14 protein-coding genes and 1 rRNA gene are annotated in these 15,350 nt (G+C 72.9%); 3 read left to right on the forward strand and 12 right to left on the reverse strand.

All coding sequences use genetic code 11. The features are described 5' to 3' along the window. Positions 1 to 10: 10 nt before the first annotated feature. From hemB to ABGB06_RS23380, 6 genes are all read right to left on the reverse strand, one after another. Complete coding sequence (gene hemB / locus ABGB06_RS23355) at positions 11 to 1,024, reverse strand: porphobilinogen synthase (RefSeq protein ID WP_347592493.1); 1,014 nt, start codon at positions 1,022 to 1,024, stop codon at positions 11 to 13. Beyond that, a complete protein-coding gene (locus ABGB06_RS23360) occupies positions 1,021 to 2,859 on the reverse strand; it encodes a uroporphyrinogen-III synthase (protein WP_347592495.1) in 1,839 nt (612 codons plus the stop codon). The genes hemB and ABGB06_RS23360 overlap by 4 nt, the downstream gene beginning before the upstream one ends. Further along, positions 2,856 to 3,842, reverse strand: coding sequence for a hydroxymethylbilane synthase (gene hemC / locus ABGB06_RS23365; RefSeq protein WP_347592497.1), 987 nt, complete (start codon positions 3,840 to 3,842; stop codon positions 2,856 to 2,858). Before hemC ends, ABGB06_RS23360 begins: the two co-directional genes overlap by 4 nt. Beyond that, complete coding sequence (locus ABGB06_RS23370) at positions 3,839 to 5,488, reverse strand: glutamyl-tRNA reductase (protein WP_347592499.1); 1,650 nt, start codon at positions 5,486 to 5,488, stop codon at positions 3,839 to 3,841. The genes hemC and ABGB06_RS23370 overlap by 4 nt, the downstream gene beginning before the upstream one ends. Next, the gene (locus ABGB06_RS23375; protein ID WP_347592501.1) at positions 5,485 to 6,411 is read right to left on the reverse strand and encodes a redox-sensing transcriptional repressor Rex; all 927 of its coding nucleotides are present in this window, start codon (positions 6,409 to 6,411) and stop codon (positions 5,485 to 5,487) included. The genes ABGB06_RS23370 and ABGB06_RS23375 overlap by 4 nt, the downstream gene beginning before the upstream one ends. A gap of 271 nt (positions 6,412 to 6,682) precedes the next feature. Beyond that, the gene (locus ABGB06_RS23380; protein WP_347592543.1) at positions 6,683 to 6,970 is read right to left on the reverse strand and encodes a glutaredoxin family protein; all 288 of its coding nucleotides are present in this window, start codon (positions 6,968 to 6,970) and stop codon (positions 6,683 to 6,685) included. 158 nt (positions 6,971 to 7,128) lie between these two features. Here ABGB06_RS23380 and ABGB06_RS23385 point away from each other — a divergent pair, with 158 nt between their 5' ends. From ABGB06_RS23385 to ABGB06_RS23395, 3 genes are all read left to right on the forward strand, one after another. Then, positions 7,129 to 8,004 carry an HAD-IB family hydrolase gene (locus ABGB06_RS23385; protein WP_347592545.1) on the forward strand — a complete coding sequence of 292 codons (876 nt, stop codon included), beginning with the start codon at positions 7,129 to 7,131 and terminating at the stop codon, positions 8,002 to 8,004. A gap of 386 nt (positions 8,005 to 8,390) precedes the next feature. Next, the gene (locus ABGB06_RS23390; RefSeq protein WP_347592503.1) at positions 8,391 to 9,197 is read left to right on the forward strand and encodes an ECF subfamily RNA polymerase sigma factor, BldN family; all 807 of its coding nucleotides are present in this window, start codon (positions 8,391 to 8,393) and stop codon (positions 9,195 to 9,197) included. A 246-nt stretch (positions 9,198 to 9,443) separates the two neighbouring features. Then, entirely contained in the window at positions 9,444 to 10,691 is a 1,248-nt protein-coding gene (locus tag ABGB06_RS23395) for a DUF5667 domain-containing protein (protein ID WP_347592505.1), read from the forward strand. 52 nt (positions 10,692 to 10,743) lie between these two features. Here the strand turns inward: ABGB06_RS23395 and ABGB06_RS23400 are convergent, their stop codons facing one another. The 6 genes from ABGB06_RS23400 to rrf form a co-directional block, all read right to left on the reverse strand. Next, on the reverse strand, positions 10,744 to 11,775 hold the full coding sequence (locus ABGB06_RS23400; RefSeq protein ID WP_347592507.1) for a lysophospholipid acyltransferase family protein: 1,032 nt from the start codon (positions 11,773 to 11,775) through the stop codon (positions 10,744 to 10,746). Continuing rightward, positions 11,768 to 12,808, reverse strand: a complete 1,041-nt coding sequence (locus ABGB06_RS23405; RefSeq protein ID WP_347592509.1) for an NAD-dependent epimerase/dehydratase family protein — start codon at positions 12,806 to 12,808, stop codon at positions 11,768 to 11,770. The genes ABGB06_RS23400 and ABGB06_RS23405 overlap by 8 nt, the downstream gene beginning before the upstream one ends. A gap of 61 nt (positions 12,809 to 12,869) precedes the next feature. Continuing rightward, positions 12,870 to 12,968 (reverse strand): AURKAIP1/COX24 domain-containing protein, encoded by a 99-nt coding sequence (locus ABGB06_RS23410; RefSeq protein WP_003948845.1) that lies wholly within the window; start codon positions 12,966 to 12,968, stop codon positions 12,870 to 12,872. A 137-nt stretch (positions 12,969 to 13,105) separates the two neighbouring features. Then, positions 13,106 to 13,315 carry a helix-turn-helix domain-containing protein gene (locus ABGB06_RS23415; protein WP_019431885.1) on the reverse strand — a complete coding sequence of 70 codons (210 nt, stop codon included), beginning with the start codon at positions 13,313 to 13,315 and terminating at the stop codon, positions 13,106 to 13,108. Positions 13,316 to 13,972: 657 nt separating this feature from the next. Continuing rightward, positions 13,973 to 15,145, reverse strand: a complete 1,173-nt coding sequence (locus ABGB06_RS23420; protein WP_347592511.1) for an acetoin utilization protein AcuC — start codon at positions 15,143 to 15,145, stop codon at positions 13,973 to 13,975. Positions 15,146 to 15,223: 78 nt separating this feature from the next. Next, positions 15,224 to 15,340 (reverse strand): 5S ribosomal RNA (rrf, locus tag ABGB06_RS23425). Positions 15,341 to 15,350: the final 10 nt, after the last annotated feature.

A 15,350-nucleotide genomic window follows, 5' to 3' on the forward strand; every position in this document is an offset into this window, starting at 1 on the left:
CCCCCTGCTCTCAGGCTCTGCCGTACCGCTGCGCGACCTCGGTCGCCCAGTAGGTCAGGATCATGTCGGCGCCGGCCCTCTTGAACGCCGTCAGCGTCTCGTCGATCGTCCGGTCCCGGTCCAGCCAGCCGCGCTCCGCGGCGGCCTCGACCATCGCGTACTCGCCGGAGATCTGGTACGCCGCCACCGGCACGGTGACCGCGTCGGCGACCCGGCACAGCACGTCCAGGTACGGCAGTCCCGGCTTGACCATCACCATGTCGGCGCCCTCGGCGAGGTCGAGCTCCAGCTCGCGCAGCGCCTCCCGCCCGTTGGCCGGGTCCTGCTGGTACGTCTTCCGGTCGCCCTTGAGCGAGGAGTTGACCGCCTCGCGGAACGGGCCGTAGAACGCCGAGGCGTACTTGGCGGTGTAGGCGAGCAGCGCCACGTCCCGGTGCCCGGCCGCGTCCAGCGCCCGGCGCACGTACCCGACCTGGCCGTCCATCATCCCGCTCGGGCCGAGCACGTGGGCGCCGGCCTCGGCCTGCACCACGGCCATCTCGGCGTAACGGGCCAGCGTCGCGTCGTTGTCCACCCGGCCCGCCGCGTCCAGCACGCCGCAGTGCCCGTGGTCGACGACCTCGTCCAGGCACAGGTCGGACATCACCACGAGGTCGTCGCCCACCTCGGCGCGGACGTCCCGCAGCGCCTGCTGGAGGATGCCGTCCGGATCGGTGCCAGGGGAGCCGACCGCGTCCTTCTTCGCCTCCTCCGGCACCCCGAAGAGCATGATGCCGGCGACCCCGGCCGCCGCCGCCTCGGCCGCCGCCTTCCGCAACGAGTCCCTGCTGTGCTGCACCACGCCGGGCATCGACCCGATGGGCACCGGCTGGTCGATGCCCTCGCGCACGAACGCGGGCAGGATCAGGTCCGCCGGGTGCAGCCGGTGCTCGGCGACCATCCGGCGCATCGCCGGAGTCGTGCGCAACCGGCGCGGCCGGACGGTCGGAAAAGCACCGGGGAACCCGGCGTTGGCGTCGTTCACGACGTGCGCGCCCTCCTGCGCTGGGATCGCTTCTCGCTCGGCCGCTTGAGCGCCTCACCAGCCTCCAGGGCCGAGTCCCGGCGCCGCGCCCCGTACTCGGCCAGCGCCTCGGCCAGCCGGTGCACGGACGGCTCGGGGGCCAGCACGTCCACCCGCAGCCCGTGCTCCTCGGCGGTCTTCGCCGTGGCCGGACCGATACAGGCGATCACGGTCACCTGGTGCGGCTTGCCGGCGATGCCGACGAGGTTCCGCACGGTGGAGGAGGACGTGAAGAGCACCGCGTCGAAACCGCCGCCCTTGATCGCCTCCCGGGTCGAGGCCGGCGGCGGCGACGCGCGCACCGTGCGGTACGCGGTCACGTCGTCCACCTCCCAGCCCAGCTCGACGAGCCCGGCCACCAGCGTCTCGGTGGCGATGTCGGCGCGCGGCAGGAACACCCGGTCGATCGGGTCGAAGACCGGATCGTACGGCGGCCAGTCCTCCAGCAGCCCGGCGGCCGACTGCTCGCCGCTCGGCACCAGGTCGGGGCGGACGCCGAAGTCCAACAGCGCGCCCGCGGTCTGCTCGCCCACCGCGGCCACCTTGATGCCGGCGAACGCGCGGGCGTCCAGGCCGTACTCCTCGAACTTCTCGCGGATCGCCCGGACCGCGTTCACCGAGGTGAAGGCGACCCACTCGTACCTGCCGGTGACCAGGCCCTTGACCGCCCGGTCCATCTGCTGCGGGGTGCGCGGCGGCTCGACCGCGATGGTCGGCACCTCGCTGGGCACCGCGCCGTAGGACCGCAGCTGCTCGGAGAGCGACGCGGCCTGCTCCTTGGTGCGCGGCACCAGCACCTTCCAGCCGAACAGCGGCTTGGACTCGAACCACGCGAGCCGCTCCCGCTGCGCCGGCGCGCTGCGCTCGCCGACGACCGCTATCACCGGCCGGCCGCCCTCGGCCGGCGGCAGCACCTTCGCGGCCTTCAGGGTCCGCTCGACGGTGCCGAGCGTCGCGGTCCAGGTGCGCTGCCGGGTGGTGGTGCCGGCCACCGTGACCGACAGCGGGGTGTCCGGCTTGCGGCCGGCCCCGATCAGCCGGGTCGCGGCGAGCGCGACCGTCTCCAGGGTGGCGCTGACCACCACGGTGGCGTCGCTGGCGCCGACCTCGGTCCAACACCGGTCGTCCGCGGTGCCGGCGTCGACGAACCGGACGTCGCCGCCCTCCGGGTCGCGCAGCGGCACCCCGGCGTACGCGGCGACGCCGAGCGCCGTGGCGATGCCGGGCACCACCTCGAAGGTGATGCCCTCGGCGGCCAGGGCCAGCATGTCGGCGGTGGCGTCGGTGTCCATGCCCGGGTCGCCGGCGACCGCACGCACGACCCGCTTGCCGCTGCGCGCGGCCCGCATGACAAGATCTGCTGCGTCGCTGGCTGCGGTACCGGTGACGTCGGTGAGCTGGGGGGCGGTGGTCCGCGTGTCGGTATCGGTGGGGGTATCGGTGGGGGTGTCGGTGTCCGTCGTGGGGTCGGCCTCCCCGGTGGCCGCCTCGGCGTGCCCCGGCTGGCCGCCGGTCTCCGCGACGGCCTCAGTGTCGGTGCCGGCGTCCTGGTCCGCCTGGACCCGGCCCTGCAACGGGGTCTCGGCGCCCGGTTGCAGATGCGCGCGCACGACCTCGTACGCGTCGTGGTCCGCGACCAGCACCTCGGCGCGGGACAGGGCCTCGACGGCGCGCAGGGTCAGCAGTCCCGGATCGCCGGGCCCGGCCCCGAGGAAGGTGACGTGACCGTGGACGGCGGGGGAGGGAGATGGCTGGGCGCGCGGCGCGCGCGTCGTTCGTGCGGTGGTGGGGCTCACTGTGCTCGCTCCCCCATCAGACCGGCCGCGCCCTTGGCGAGCATCTCGTCGGCGAGTTCGCGACCCAGCCGTTCGGCTTGGGCCACCGCCTCGTCGACGGACGCCGGTACGGTGCCGGTGGTGGACAGCTGCACCAGCGTGGAGCCGTCGGTGGTGCCGACGACGCCCCGCAGGCGCATTTCGGTGACACCCTGCCCGACGTCCAGCAGGTCGGCGAACGCTCCGACAGGAGCGCTGCACCCGGCCTCCAGGGCGTTGAGCAGGGTTCGCTCGGCGGTCACGGCGACCCGGGTGTGCGGATCGTCGAGCTCGGCGAGCCGGGCGGCGAGGTCCGCGTGTACCGCGGCGCACTCCACCGCCAACGCCCCCTGGCCGGGGGCGGGCAGGACGAGGTCGGGCGGCAGGCGTTCGGTGATCTCCGCCTCCCGGCCGATGCGGTGCAGGCCCGCGGTGGCCAGCACCACCGCGTCCAGTTCGCCGGAGCGCACGTACCCGATGCGGGTGTCGACGTTGCCCCGGATCGGGACCGCGTCGATCTGGCACCCCAGCGCCCTGGCCCAGGCGTTGAGCTGCGCCATCCGGCGCGGCGAACCGGTGCCGACACGGGCCCGGCCGCGGCCGGCCACGGCCAGCCCCTCGAACGTCAGCCCGTCGCGGGCGACCAGCGCGTCCCGCGGGTCGGCGCGCGGGGGCACGGCGGCCAACGCCAGCTCGGTGGGCTGCGCGGTCGGCAGGTCCTTGAGCGAGTGCACCGCGAAGTCGATCTCGTCGCGCAGCAGCGCGTCGCGCAGCGCGGAGACGAAGACCCCGGTGCCGCCGATGCTGGCCAGCGACTCGCGGGACACGTCGCCGTAGGTGGTGATCTCCACCAGTTCGACGGGCTGGCCCGTCAGCTTTCTGACCCGCTCGGCGACGCCGCCCGACTGCGCCAGGGCGAGCTGGCTGCGCCGGGTGCCGAGCCGCAGGGGCCGGGGGGCGTTCATGAGCGCTCCTGTTCCTGCGGGGCGCCGGTGACGCCCGCGGTGTGCTCGCGCAGCTCGCGCGCGCCGCGCTGCGCGTCCAGCGCGAACAGCTCCCGCAGCGCGGCCGCGTAGTCGGCGCCGCCGGGCTCGCCGGCGAGCTCCTTGACCCGCACGGTCGGCGCGTGCAGCAACTTGTCGACGACCCGCCGCACGGTGCGGGTGATCTCGGCGCGCTGCCGGTCGTCCAGACCCGGCAGCCGGCCGTGCAGCCTGGCCAGCTCGCTGGCCACCACGTCGGCGGCCATGGAGCGCAGCGCCACCACGGTGGGGGTGATCTGCGCGGCCTGCCGCTCCGCCTCGAACGCGGCCACCTCGTCGGCGACGATCTGCCGGACGGCGTCCACGTCGGCCGCCATGGGCGCGTCCGCCGACGCCTCGGCGAGCGACTCGATGTCCACCAGCCGCACTCCCGGCAGCCGGTGCACCTCGGCGTCCACGTCCCTGGGCATCGCCAGGTCCAGGATCGCCAGCGGCCCCGCTTGCCGGGCGGCGGACGCGTGCGACCGGTTCGCGTCGGCCTGACCGGGCCCCGCGGCCAGGCCCTCGCGGTCCGTCGGCACCGACGCGCCGGCGGTACCGACGCGCCCGGCCCGCGGCACGAGGCCCGTCGGACCCGCGGATGCGATCTCGCTCGCCGGGGCGGCGGGCGTCTCGGCGAACGCGGCGGCGCCGGGCTCCGGCGCCGGCAGGCGGTCCGCGCCGGTCGCCGGCAGGCGGTTCGCGCCGGTCGCCGGCAGGCGGTTCGCGCCGCGCGGCAGGCGCGTCGCGTGGGCGACCGCGTCGGCGGTCAGCACCAGGCCCGAGGCGCCGGTGCAGGAGATGACGAGATCGGCGAGCGCGAGCTCGGCGGCGATGGAGATGGCGTTGATGGGGACGGCGCGGGCCCGTGGCCCGGTGTCGGAGTCCAGGCTGGTGGCGAGCCGCTCGGCACGCTCCAGCGTCCGGTTCGCGATCACCAGTTCGGCCACGCCCGCCCTGGCCAGGGTGGTGGCGGCCAGCGCGGACATCGAGCCGGCACCGATCACCAGCGCGCGCCGGCCCTTCAGCCACGACCGCAGCACGTCCGCGGTGCCGGCGGTCTCGCCGACCAGCTGCCGCAGGCCGAAGGTGACCAGCGACTGCCCCGCCCGGTCGATGTCCGTCTCGCTGTGCGCCCGCTTACCGACCCGCAGCGCCCGCTGGAACAGCTCGTTCAGCAGCGGTCCCGCGGTCCGCTCGTCCTGGGCGACCGCCAGCGCGCCCTTGATCTGACCGAGGATCTGCCCCTCGCCGACCACCATCGAGTCCAGGCCGCAGGCCACCGAGAACAGGTGCTGCACCGCCCGGTCCTCGCAGTGCGCGTACAGGTAGGGGGCGAGCTCCTCGCGGCGCACCGTGCTGTGCCGGGACAGCAGCGCGGACAGCTCCGCCAGGCCGGCGTGGAAGCCGTCCACGTCGGCGTAGATCTCGATGCGGTTGCAGGTGGACAGTACGGCCGCCGACAGCACGGACTCGCGGCCCACCAGATCGCGCAGCAGCGCCACCCGGGTGTCCGGGGCGAGCGCCGCGCGCTCCAGCAGACTGACCGGGGCGCTGCGGTGGCTGACGCCGACTACCAGCAGGGTCATGCCGGCATCACCGCCGGAATCTCCCCGTCGGGTCCCTCGTGCTCGCCGCGCCCGCCGCCGCGTTTCACGGCCGCCTTGGTCGACGTGCCGGTGCCGGTGGTGGCCGTGGTCGCCGACGCCGGCGGGGCGGGCTCGACGCCCGGCTCCGCCACCCGGGACACCGCCGTGGCGCGGGTGGCCCGGGGCGCGCGCTCCGCACGCGGGGCGCCCGTACCACGGGCCGCGCCGCGTGCGCCGCGACGCACGCCGCGGGAGAGGTCCTCGGCGGCCTTGCGCTGTTCGTGGAAGGCGAGGATCTGCAGCTCGATGGAGAGGTCGACCTTGCGCACGTCCACCCCCTCGGGGACGGACAGCACGGTCGGCGCGAAGTTCAGGATGGAGGTGATCCCGGCGGCCACCAGCCGGTCGCACACCTGCTGGGCCGCCCCGCCCGGGGTGGTGATGACGCCGATGGAAACCCCGCCCGTCTCGATGATCGCCTCCAGGTCGTCGACGTGCTGCACGGCGATGCCGGCGACCTGCTTGCCGGTCATCGTCGGGTCGGCGTCGATCAGCGCCGCGACCCGGAAGCCGCGCGAGGCGAAGCCGCCGTAGTTGGCCAACGCCGCGCCGAGGTTACCGATTCCGACGATGACCACCGGCCAGTCCTGGGTGAGACCCAACTCCCGGGAGATCTGGTAGACGAGGTATTCGACGTCGTAGCCGACACCGCGTGTGCCGTAGCTGCCGAGGTAGGAGAAATCCTTCCGCAGCTTCGCCGAGTTGACCCCGGCCGCGCTGGCCAGTTCCTCGGAGGACACCGTGGGGACCGAGCGCTCGGAAAGCGCGGTGAGGGCGCGCAGATACAGCGGGAGCCGAGCGACCGTCGCCTCGGGAATCCCTCGGCTACGGGTCGCCGGTCGGTGGTTTCGGCCAGTTGCCACAGTGCTCCTGCCGGTCGGGCCATACGGAGAGCGGTCGGGCGCCAGGTTCGGCGTCTGGGGGCACCTCGCAGGCCCGAGGGGCCTGAAGCGTGCACCGGGACCACTCCGTCGGGCCCAGGCTATGCCTTTGTGAACGCGTGCACAAAGATGGTGTCCGCTTTGTCCGGCCAAAGTGACCGGTGCCACATACGCCAGCGGCTGCACCCGGCAACGCTCCTCACGTATATATACCCGCGCGGAAAAACGACCTCGAATCCTAGTCCAAACCGGGTCAAGCTCCCAATGCCCGGCGCAACCGTCCCGGGTCCACGCGCCAGAAGTCGTGCTGCGCCCCGTCCACCAACACGACCGGTATCTGCTCCCAGTACCGTCGGTGCAACTCGGCGTCCTGGGTGATGTCCTTCTCCTCCCAGGGCGTGCCCAGTTCCCCGCACACCTCGGCGACGACCGCTCTGGCGTCGTCGCACAGGTGGCAGCCGGGACGACCGACGAGCGTGACCAGCCGCTCGGCCGGGTTCCTGGGGCGGGAGCGGCGCGCGAGGAGACTCATGGCGCCCATTGTGCCGCGCACGGCCATCCCTGTGACATTCCCGCGCAACCGGTGCTTGGCGACGGGCTGGTTATCCTCACACCATGGACAGCCCCGGTGTCCCCGAGCAGAACGGCGCGACGAGTTCCGCCGCGCGTGCAGAAGAGACGCCCTCCCGCCTGGCCCGGATGTCGCTGCGCCGGCGCGTCGCCAGAGACCGGAGCGAGCTGGCCGGACAGGCGTCGGCCGAGGCGGCACTGCGCGCCGCGGAACCGGAGTTCCCCACCGTCGGCGACGCCCGCGCGGCGGCGTTCTTCGACCTGGACAACACCGTGATGCAGGGGGCGGCGCTCTTCCACTTCGGGCGCGGCCTGTACAAGCGGAAGTTCTTCCGCAAGCGGGAGTTGCTGAGGTTCGCCTGGCAGCAGGCGTACTTCCGGCTGGCCGGCGCCGAGCACGCGGGGCACATGCGGGACGTGCAGGACAGCGCGCTGTCCATCATCCGCGGGCACCGGGTCGCCGAGCTGACCATCATGGGCGAGGAGATCTACGACGAGTACCTGGCGGACCGGATCTGGTCCGGCACCCGTGCGCTGGCCCAGGCCCATCTGGACGCCGGCCAGCGGGTCTGGCTGGTGACCGCCGCGCCCGTGGAGACCGCCACCATCATCGCCAGGCGGCTGGGCCTGACCGGCGCCCTCGGCACGGTCACGGAGTCCGTGGAAGGCGTCTACACCGGCCGGCTGGTCGGCGAGATCCTGCACGGGGAGGCGAAGGCGGTGGCCGTCCGGGCGCTGGCCGAGTCCGAGGACCTCGACCTGTCCCGGTGCGCCGCCTACAGCGATTCGGCCAACGACATCCCGATGCTCTCGCTCGTCGGGTACCCGTACGCGATCAATCCCGACAGCCGGCTCCGCGCCCACGCGCGGCGGCAGGGCTGGCGGCTGCGGGACTACCGCACCGGGCGCAAGGCCGCCCGGGTCGGCGTGCCGGCGGCGGCCGGCGCCGGGGCCCTGGTGGGCGGAGCCGCGGCCGCGCTCGCGCTGCAGCGCCGCCGCCGCTGAGCATCCGCCGGGCCGCGTTCGCAAGGCCCGACACGCCCAGCGAGGGCCGGTCGGGCGGGCGATTCACCTCTCTTACCCCACCGTGGGCGCGCCGCAACACGCCGGCGCCGGGTTGCCTTCCATCGATCGACCGGTCGATCAAATTCCCACTTCAGATGAGCAAATCTGATCATTGGGCGATCAGTTTGACGGTGGCGTAAGTCTGGCGCGTCGGACACAACCCGTAACGAAACAAACCGAATCGGCGATTTCCGCAACTAGGCGTAGCACCGCCAGTACGAAGCGTTATTCTCCTCAGACGCGAACCGGTCCCCACGCGTCCCCATCCAGGTGACGGGAGGCGGACCCGCACTGCACGTGCTGGAAGCTCTGCCTCTGGGAGTCCCGTGTACCCACACGTCGGGGTTGACGCCTCGGGCCTGGCTACGCTGCGCACCACGGTCGTCGACCGGTTGCGCGCCCTCGTCCCCACCGCGTACGCCACGCCTACCCTCGCCACACCCGTTCCGCCAGGCCCCGCCTACGCGCTGGCCGACAGCACTGCCGCCGTGGGCAGACGCACCGCGTCCTGGGGGCATCACCCAGGCCCTCAGGGGACCGGGGGCGCCGCCGGCGCCTCCACCCCACGGTCCGCCGCCGGAAGCGACAGCCGCCGGATGATGGACCTCGTCGAGCGGGCGCAGAGTGGTGAGACGGAGGCCTTCGGCTGCCTCTACGACCACTACTCGGACACGGTCTACCGCTACATCTACTACCGCGTCGGCGGACGGGCCACCGCCGAGGACCTCACCAGCGAGACGTTCCTCCGTGCCCTGCGCCGCATCGGCACCTTCACCTGGCAGGGCCGGGACTTCGGCGCCTGGCTGGTCACCATCGCCAGGAACCTGGTGGCCGACCACTTCAAGTCGAGCCGCTTCCGCCTGGAGGTCACCACCGGCGAGATGCTCGACGCCAACGAGGTGGAGCGCAGCCCCGAGGAGTCGGTGCTCGAGTCGCTGGCGAACTCGGCCCTGCTGGAGGCGGTGCGCAAGCTGAACCCACAGCAGCAGGAGTGCGTCACCCTGCGCTTCCTGCAGGGCCTCTCGGTCGCCGAGACCGCGCGGGTCATGGGGAAGAACGAGGGCGCCATCAAGACCCTCCAGTACCGGGCGGTGCGCACCCTGGCGCGCCTGCTGCCCGACGACGCGCGATGACGGGACCGGTGCCGTAGCCATGCGCACGAGCCCGGTTGGGAACATCCCGTGAGGGCTCGACGGCAATCAGTCACATTATCTGCCAGCCGTAACCCGAGTGCCCGCCCGCTCGTTGTCCGGTTCGCAGGCTCTCCACGACCGAGCCCCGCCGCGCACAACTCACCCGTCCGGGTGAGTTTGAGTGGGGTCTCGAAACCATCCGTCGTTGTAGGGAGTCGATCGTGCTGACGAGAGGAGGTGCCGCCCGTGATCGGATCTGTTCCGGCCAACCGGCGGGCCAACGCCTTCGCCCAGGTCCTCGACGAGTCACCGCTCGATGAGTCACGGCTCGGCGACGAGGAGGCGGGCGACGCCTCGGGGGCCCGGCGCGAGGGGCCAGGAGACGCACCCGAGCAGGACGCCCTGCTGGCCGTGGTGCACCAGCTGACGGCCCTGCCCAGGCCGTCGCTGAGCGCCGAGACCAGAGCGGCGCAGCGGGCCAGACTGCTCGCCGAGGTCGAGACCGCTCCCTGCCCCGCCACCGACGTGGTGCCGGAGCAGCGGCGCCGCGGTTCCGGCCGCGGCGCGCACCGCGCGGCGCCGGTCGGCGTGCTGGCCCGGCTGCGGCCCAGGACCCGGCTGACCAAGGGCCTCGCGGCGGGCGGGCTGACCATGGGCGTCGCCGCCGGCGCGCTCGGCGGGGTGGCCGCCGCCAGCTCCGACGCGCTGCCGGGCGACACGCTCTACGGCCTGAAGCGCGGCATGGAGGATCTCCAGCTGGACTTCGCCAGCGGGGACGTGGACCGCGGCCGGGTGTATCTGGACCATGCCGCCACCCGGTTGCACGAGGCGCTGCGCCTGATGGAGCGCGGCCGGGCCGGCACGCTCGACCAGGAGCAGCTCGACGAGGTGCGCCACGCCCTGACGAGCATGCGGGACGACGCCGCCGAGGCCCACCGACTGCTCTCCCAGGCATACGAGGCGGAGGGCTCGCTCGACCCGATGCGGTCGCTCTCCGACTTCACCGAGGACCATCGGGGCACCTGGGCACAGTTGCGCCAGCAGCTGCCACCGGAGCTGCGGGATATCAGCGCCGATGTCAGCGGGGTCTTCGACGCCATAGACGAGGAGATCGCGCCGATCCAGCCGCTGCTGCCGACGGAGCCGGAGACCACCGCCAGCACGTCGGACGAGGCTCCTTCGCACGAGGAGTCGGCCAGCCGGGACGCTGGGGCGACGCCGACGCCGTCCGCCGAGCCCAGTTCGGCGCCGGCCAGCACCGGGTCGAGCGGCAGCACCGCGAGCCCGGAGCCGACGGGAGAGAGCGAGGGCCTGCTGGAGGGCTCGGGGCTGCTCGATCCCGAGTCGGGCACGGGCGAGGCGGGGAGCAGCCCCAGCGCGGAGGAGACGAGCCCCTCCTCCGGCGGGCTCACCGAACCCGAGGTGACCATCCCTCCGCTGGTCGAGGACCTGCTCCCCGGCCTCGGCCTCGACGTCCAGGGCGAAGGACAGTGAGTTCCCGGCCCGGCCCGGTCCAGACCTGGGCCGGGCCGCTGGCTGAAGCGTCCTAGAAGAACACCGAGCGTCGGGACACCAGCAGCTCGTAGAGCGTGTGCTGGATCGTCTCGCGCACCTGGTCGGTGAGCTGGAACATCAGCATCGGATCCTCGGCCGCCTCCGGCGGCTGGTCCCCGGTGTCGATCGGCTCGCCGAACTGGATGGTCCACTTCGTCGGCAGCGGCACCGCGCCCAGCGCACCCAGCCAGGGGAAGGTGGGCGTCAGCGGGAAGTACGGCAGCCCCAAGAGGCGGGCCAACGTCCTGGAGTTGCCGATCATGGGGTGGATCTCCTCGGCGCCCACGATCGAGCACGGCACGATCGGCACCCGGGCCCGCAGCGCCGTCGCCACGAAGCCGCCGCGGCCGAAGCGCTGCAGCTTGTACCGCTCGGAGAAGGGCTTGCCGATGCCCTTGAAGCCCTCCGGCATGACCCCGACCAGCTCCCCGCGCTTCAGCAGCTCCAGGGCGTCCTCGCCGCAGGCCAGGGTGTGGCCCGCCTTCCTGGCGAGCTCGCTGATCACCGGGAGCCGGAACACCAGGTCGGCCGCGAGCAGCCGCAGGTGCCGGTCGGCGGGGTGCTGGTCGCGGACGGCGACCTGGAGCATCAGCCCGTCCCAGGGCAGCGTGCCCGAATGGTTCGCGACGATCAGCGCGCCGCCGCTGTCGGGCACGTGCTCCAGACCGCGGACCTCGACCCGGAAGTACCGCTCGTATATCGGGCGCAGCAGCGCCAGCAACACCTCGTCGGTGAGCTCCGGGTCGTATCCGAAGTCGTCCACCTCGTACTCGCCGGTCAGCCGGCGTCGCACGAAGTCGGCCGCGCGCGCCAGCGCCTGGTCGAACCCGCCGGATCCCGTCTGCTCGGCCTGCTCCGTCTGCTCGGCCGACTCGGCCCGCGGTCCCTCGGGGTCGGTGGGCTCGCCCGCCGGTCCGCCGCTCGCGCCGCCGCGCTGCCCGGGCACCGCGCCCGAGCCCGGTGCCCTACGCCCGCCGTGGCCGTTGCCGTGCGGGTCGAACGGGATGACCTTCGCGTCACCCATCGCGCAGCACCTCCTCGATCCGCTCGACGGCCCGCGCGACGGCGGCCTGCGGCCGCACCGGAGGGCCGTGGGTGGCGGCGAAGTCGGCGAACGCCTCCGCCGTGGTGTACTCGAGCGGGCCGCCCATCGCCTCGCGCAACCGGTCGGTCCGCACCACCCGGCCGCGCACCAGTGAGCGGAACTGCTCGGCGGATATCCCGGCCACGCCGAACGCGCGCAGCCCGGAGCCGACCCAGGGCGCCAGCGGCGGCAGGAGCGGCAGGGTGACCCGGCCGATCCGCCGCGCGGCCTGGGACAGCATCAGCACGCCGTCGCCCGCCACGTTGAAGGTCCCGGCGGTCAGCCCGCCCGGCCGGTCGGGGTCGACGACGGCCCGGGACAGCACGTCGAGCACGTCGTCCTCGTGCACGAACTGCAGCCGCGGGTCGTAGCCGAGGAGGGTGGGCAGCACCGGCAGCCGGAAGTAGCCCGCGAGCTGGGACTCGCCGAGCGGCCCGAGGACGTCGGCGAAGCGCAGCACGGTGACCGCCACGTCCGGACGGCGCCGGGCGAAGCCGCGCACGTACTCCTCGATCTCGGCGACGTCCCGCGCGAAGCCTCCGCCCGCGGGCAGGGCCGGCGGCGCGTCCTCGTCGAAGACCGCCGGATCGGCGCCGCCACCCCCGTAGATGCGGGTGCTGGACTTCACGATGATCCGGCGCAACGAGGGAATCCGCTGGCAGGCGCCCAGGAGTTGCAGCGTGCCGAGCACGTTGACTTCCTTGACCGCCGCCCGCCCGCCGCCCGCCGCGGACGCGGGAGCGTCCTGGATGTCGAGGTGCACCACGGTGTCCACCGCATGCTCGGCGAGGACGGTGGCGATGGCCGGCCGACGCACGTCGGCACGCACGAACTCGGCGTCACCGAGCGGATGGATCGGCTCAGCGCTGTCCACGGCGATGACCCGGTCCACCCCCGGGTCCCGCCGGAGGTGCCGGGCGAACCGCCCGTTGAGTTGACGGGCGGCACCGGTGACGAGGACGATCTTGCCCACGACTGTCCGTTGCGTCGGCCCTCCCGTCGTGCGGACGGGAGGGCCGCTCAACGCCGCTCGCTCACTTCTTGTTACGGCGCTGGACGCGCGTGCGCTTCAGCAGCTTGCGGTGCTTCTTCTTCGCCATCCGCTTACGCCGCTTCTTGATGACAGAGCCCACGACTACCCTCGCTCACTTCGATCACTCGGTGCGGGGCGTCCGAGCCCACACGACCTACATGCGGTCAGCCTACCGTTCACCGAGTGATACCGGTTAATCGAGGGGTCCCCGAGGGCTTCGATCCAACGCCGGGCCGGCTACGCGCTCTCCACTCCCACGAAGGACTCTCGGAGGTACTCGTGGACCGCCTGTTCCGGAACCCGGAACGACCTTCCGACCCGGATCGCGGGCAGATGGCCTGCGTGCACCAAGCGGTACACGGTCATCTTGGACACTCGCATCACCGCGGCGACCTCCGCCACGGTCAGGAACTTGGCCTCGCTCAGAAGCCTTTCACCAGCTGCCATGCCACACCTGACCTTCCGCACATGTCGGACACCGGCTTCCCCTCCGGTGACTCCCTCTCGCATGTGCGCTCCTCCCCAGATTAGGGGCGGGTGATGCGAGTGGGGAAGAGGTGCCTCAACCGGTCTTTTACTACAACCGGCCATTTAGCGTGACAGAGATCCCCGTTTGAGCACATACCGCGTTTGCGCCACGTGCCCTCTCGCTCACCGAGCGTCCGCACGGCCGCGGCGGGCGGGTCCCGCCTCCGGAACTTCCTCGCCGGCGGCTCGACGGACACCGCGGGAGTCACCCGCATTGGTATGCGCTCCGTCTGCATACCCATTTGACCTGGGTCGCAAAGCTGTACCGCGGCCCCGAAGCGAGCATTCCGCGTCACCGCAGGCGAACCGGCACACGAGCCCGACGGGGCGTCAAGTGACCCGGCCCGCAGACAAGGTGAACGTCCGTAAGCGAACGGTGAAACGGCTCGGGCGGGCCGCGCGCAGGTGTCTCGTTCTGGTTCCTGGGCGCCGCGGATGCGTAGAGGAAATCGGGTCGTTATGTCGATAGATCGGCACCACCGTGGGGGGAGCCGGGGCGGAGCGGCGCCATGTCGGGGGCGGAGCAGGTGACGTAGGAGGGCAGGGGGGCACGGGTGGCCCGGGGGGCCCTGGGGCTCAGGGAAACAGCCCGTGGGCAGGGTAGACGGCCCGTCGGGTGGCCAGGATGGCCTGGTCGACGGCGTCTGCCGGATCGTAGCCAGCGACCCAATCCTGCCATTCTGGCGTGCTCCCGTCTGTCATGCGGGCCGGGGCGGGTCGGCGGGTCAGCGCGTAGACGGACCCGCCGAACTCCTCTGGTACGGGTGTCGCGGGTGCGATGGGGGCGTGGGCGGCGATGGCGACGAGGTGGGTCCAGGTGCGGGGGACGACCTCGACGACGGCGTATCCGCCTCCGCCGAGCGCCAACCAGCGGCCGTCGGCGTGTTGGTGTGCCCAGTCGTGGCAGCTGACGGCGGCGGCGCGCTGGGCGTCCACGCTGAGCGCGAGGTGGGCGAGGGGGTCCTCGAAGTGGGTGTCGGCGCCGTGTTGGGTGACCAGGACCTGGGGACGGAAGTCGGCGAGCAGGTCGGGGACGACGGAGTGCAGGGCTCGAAGCCAGGCTGCGTCTCCGGTGCCGGCGGGGAGCGCGACGTTGACGGCGCGGCCGGTGGCGGCGCCGGGGCCGCCGGTCTCCTCGGGCCATCCGGTGCCGGGGAAGAGGGTGCGGGGGTGTTCGTGGAGGGAGATGGTGAGGACCCGGGGGTCGTCCCAGAACGCGGCCTGGACGCCGTCGCCGTGGTGCACGTCGAGGTCGAGGTAGGCGACGCGTTCCGCGCCGAGTTCCAGCAGGGTGGCGATGGCGAGCGAGGCGTCGTTGTAGACGCAGAAGCCGGATGCGGCGCCCGGCATGGCGTGGTGGAGGCCGCCGGCGAAGTTGACGCCGTGCCGGATGGTGCCGCGCCAGATGGCCGCGGCGGCGGCGACGGACTGTCCGGCGATGAGCGCGGACACCTCGTGCATGCCGGCGAAGGCGGGGGTGTCGGGGGTCCCGAGGCCGCGCGCCTGGTCGGCGCCGGCGGGCTGTTGGGAGGCCTGGCGCACGGCCTCGACGTAGTCGGGGTGGTGGACGCGCAGCAGGGTTGCGGTGTCGGCCGGTTCCGCGGCGGTCACCTCGATCCGCCGGTCGAGCCCGAACGCGGCGACCAGCTCGCGGGTGAGCCGGAGCCGCACCGGATCCATCGGATGACCGGCGCCGAAGTCGTATCCGGTCATCGCGTCGTCCCACATCAACCATGACGTACCGCTCATGGGGGCCACGTTAGCTCATGCGAAATGGGCCCTGACGAGGATCACTCCTCGTCAGGGCCCATTTCTCTGCAACGAATTGTCCGGCGGTGACCTACTCTCCCACACGGTCCCCCATGCAGTACCATCGGCGCTGGGAGGCTTAGCTTCCGGGTTCGGAATGTAACCGGGCGTTTCCCTCCCGCCATGACCACCGGCACAAACCCAA

Source organism: Streptomyces sp. B6B3 (assembly GCF_039871525.1).
GTDB lineage: Bacteria > Actinomycetota > Actinomycetes > Streptomycetales > Streptomycetaceae > Streptomyces.

Coding starts and splice junctions, on each gene's coding strand:
- hemC (WP_347592497.1), bottom strand. CDS start 3,842: ATGAACGCCCCCCGGCCCCTGCGGCTCGGCACCCGGCGCAGCCAGCTC.
- ABGB06_RS23370 (WP_347592499.1), bottom strand. CDS start 5,488: ATGACCCTGCTGGTAGTCGGCGTCAGCCACCGCAGCGCCCCGGTCAGT.
- ABGB06_RS23380 (WP_347592543.1), bottom strand. CDS start 6,970: ATGGGCGCCATGAGTCTCCTCGCGCGCCGCTCCCGCCCCAGGAACCCG.
- ABGB06_RS23385 (WP_347592545.1), top strand. CDS start 7,129: ATGTCGCTGCGCCGGCGCGTCGCCAGAGACCGGAGCGAGCTGGCCGGA.
- ABGB06_RS23400 (WP_347592507.1), bottom strand. CDS start 11,775: ATGGGTGACGCGAAGGTCATCCCGTTCGACCCGCACGGCAACGGCCAC.
- ABGB06_RS23415 (WP_019431885.1), bottom strand. CDS start 13,315: ATGGCAGCTGGTGAAAGGCTTCTGAGCGAGGCCAAGTTCCTGACCGTG.
- ABGB06_RS23420 (WP_347592511.1), bottom strand. CDS start 15,145: ATGAGCGGTACGTCATGGTTGATGTGGGACGACGCGATGACCGGATAC.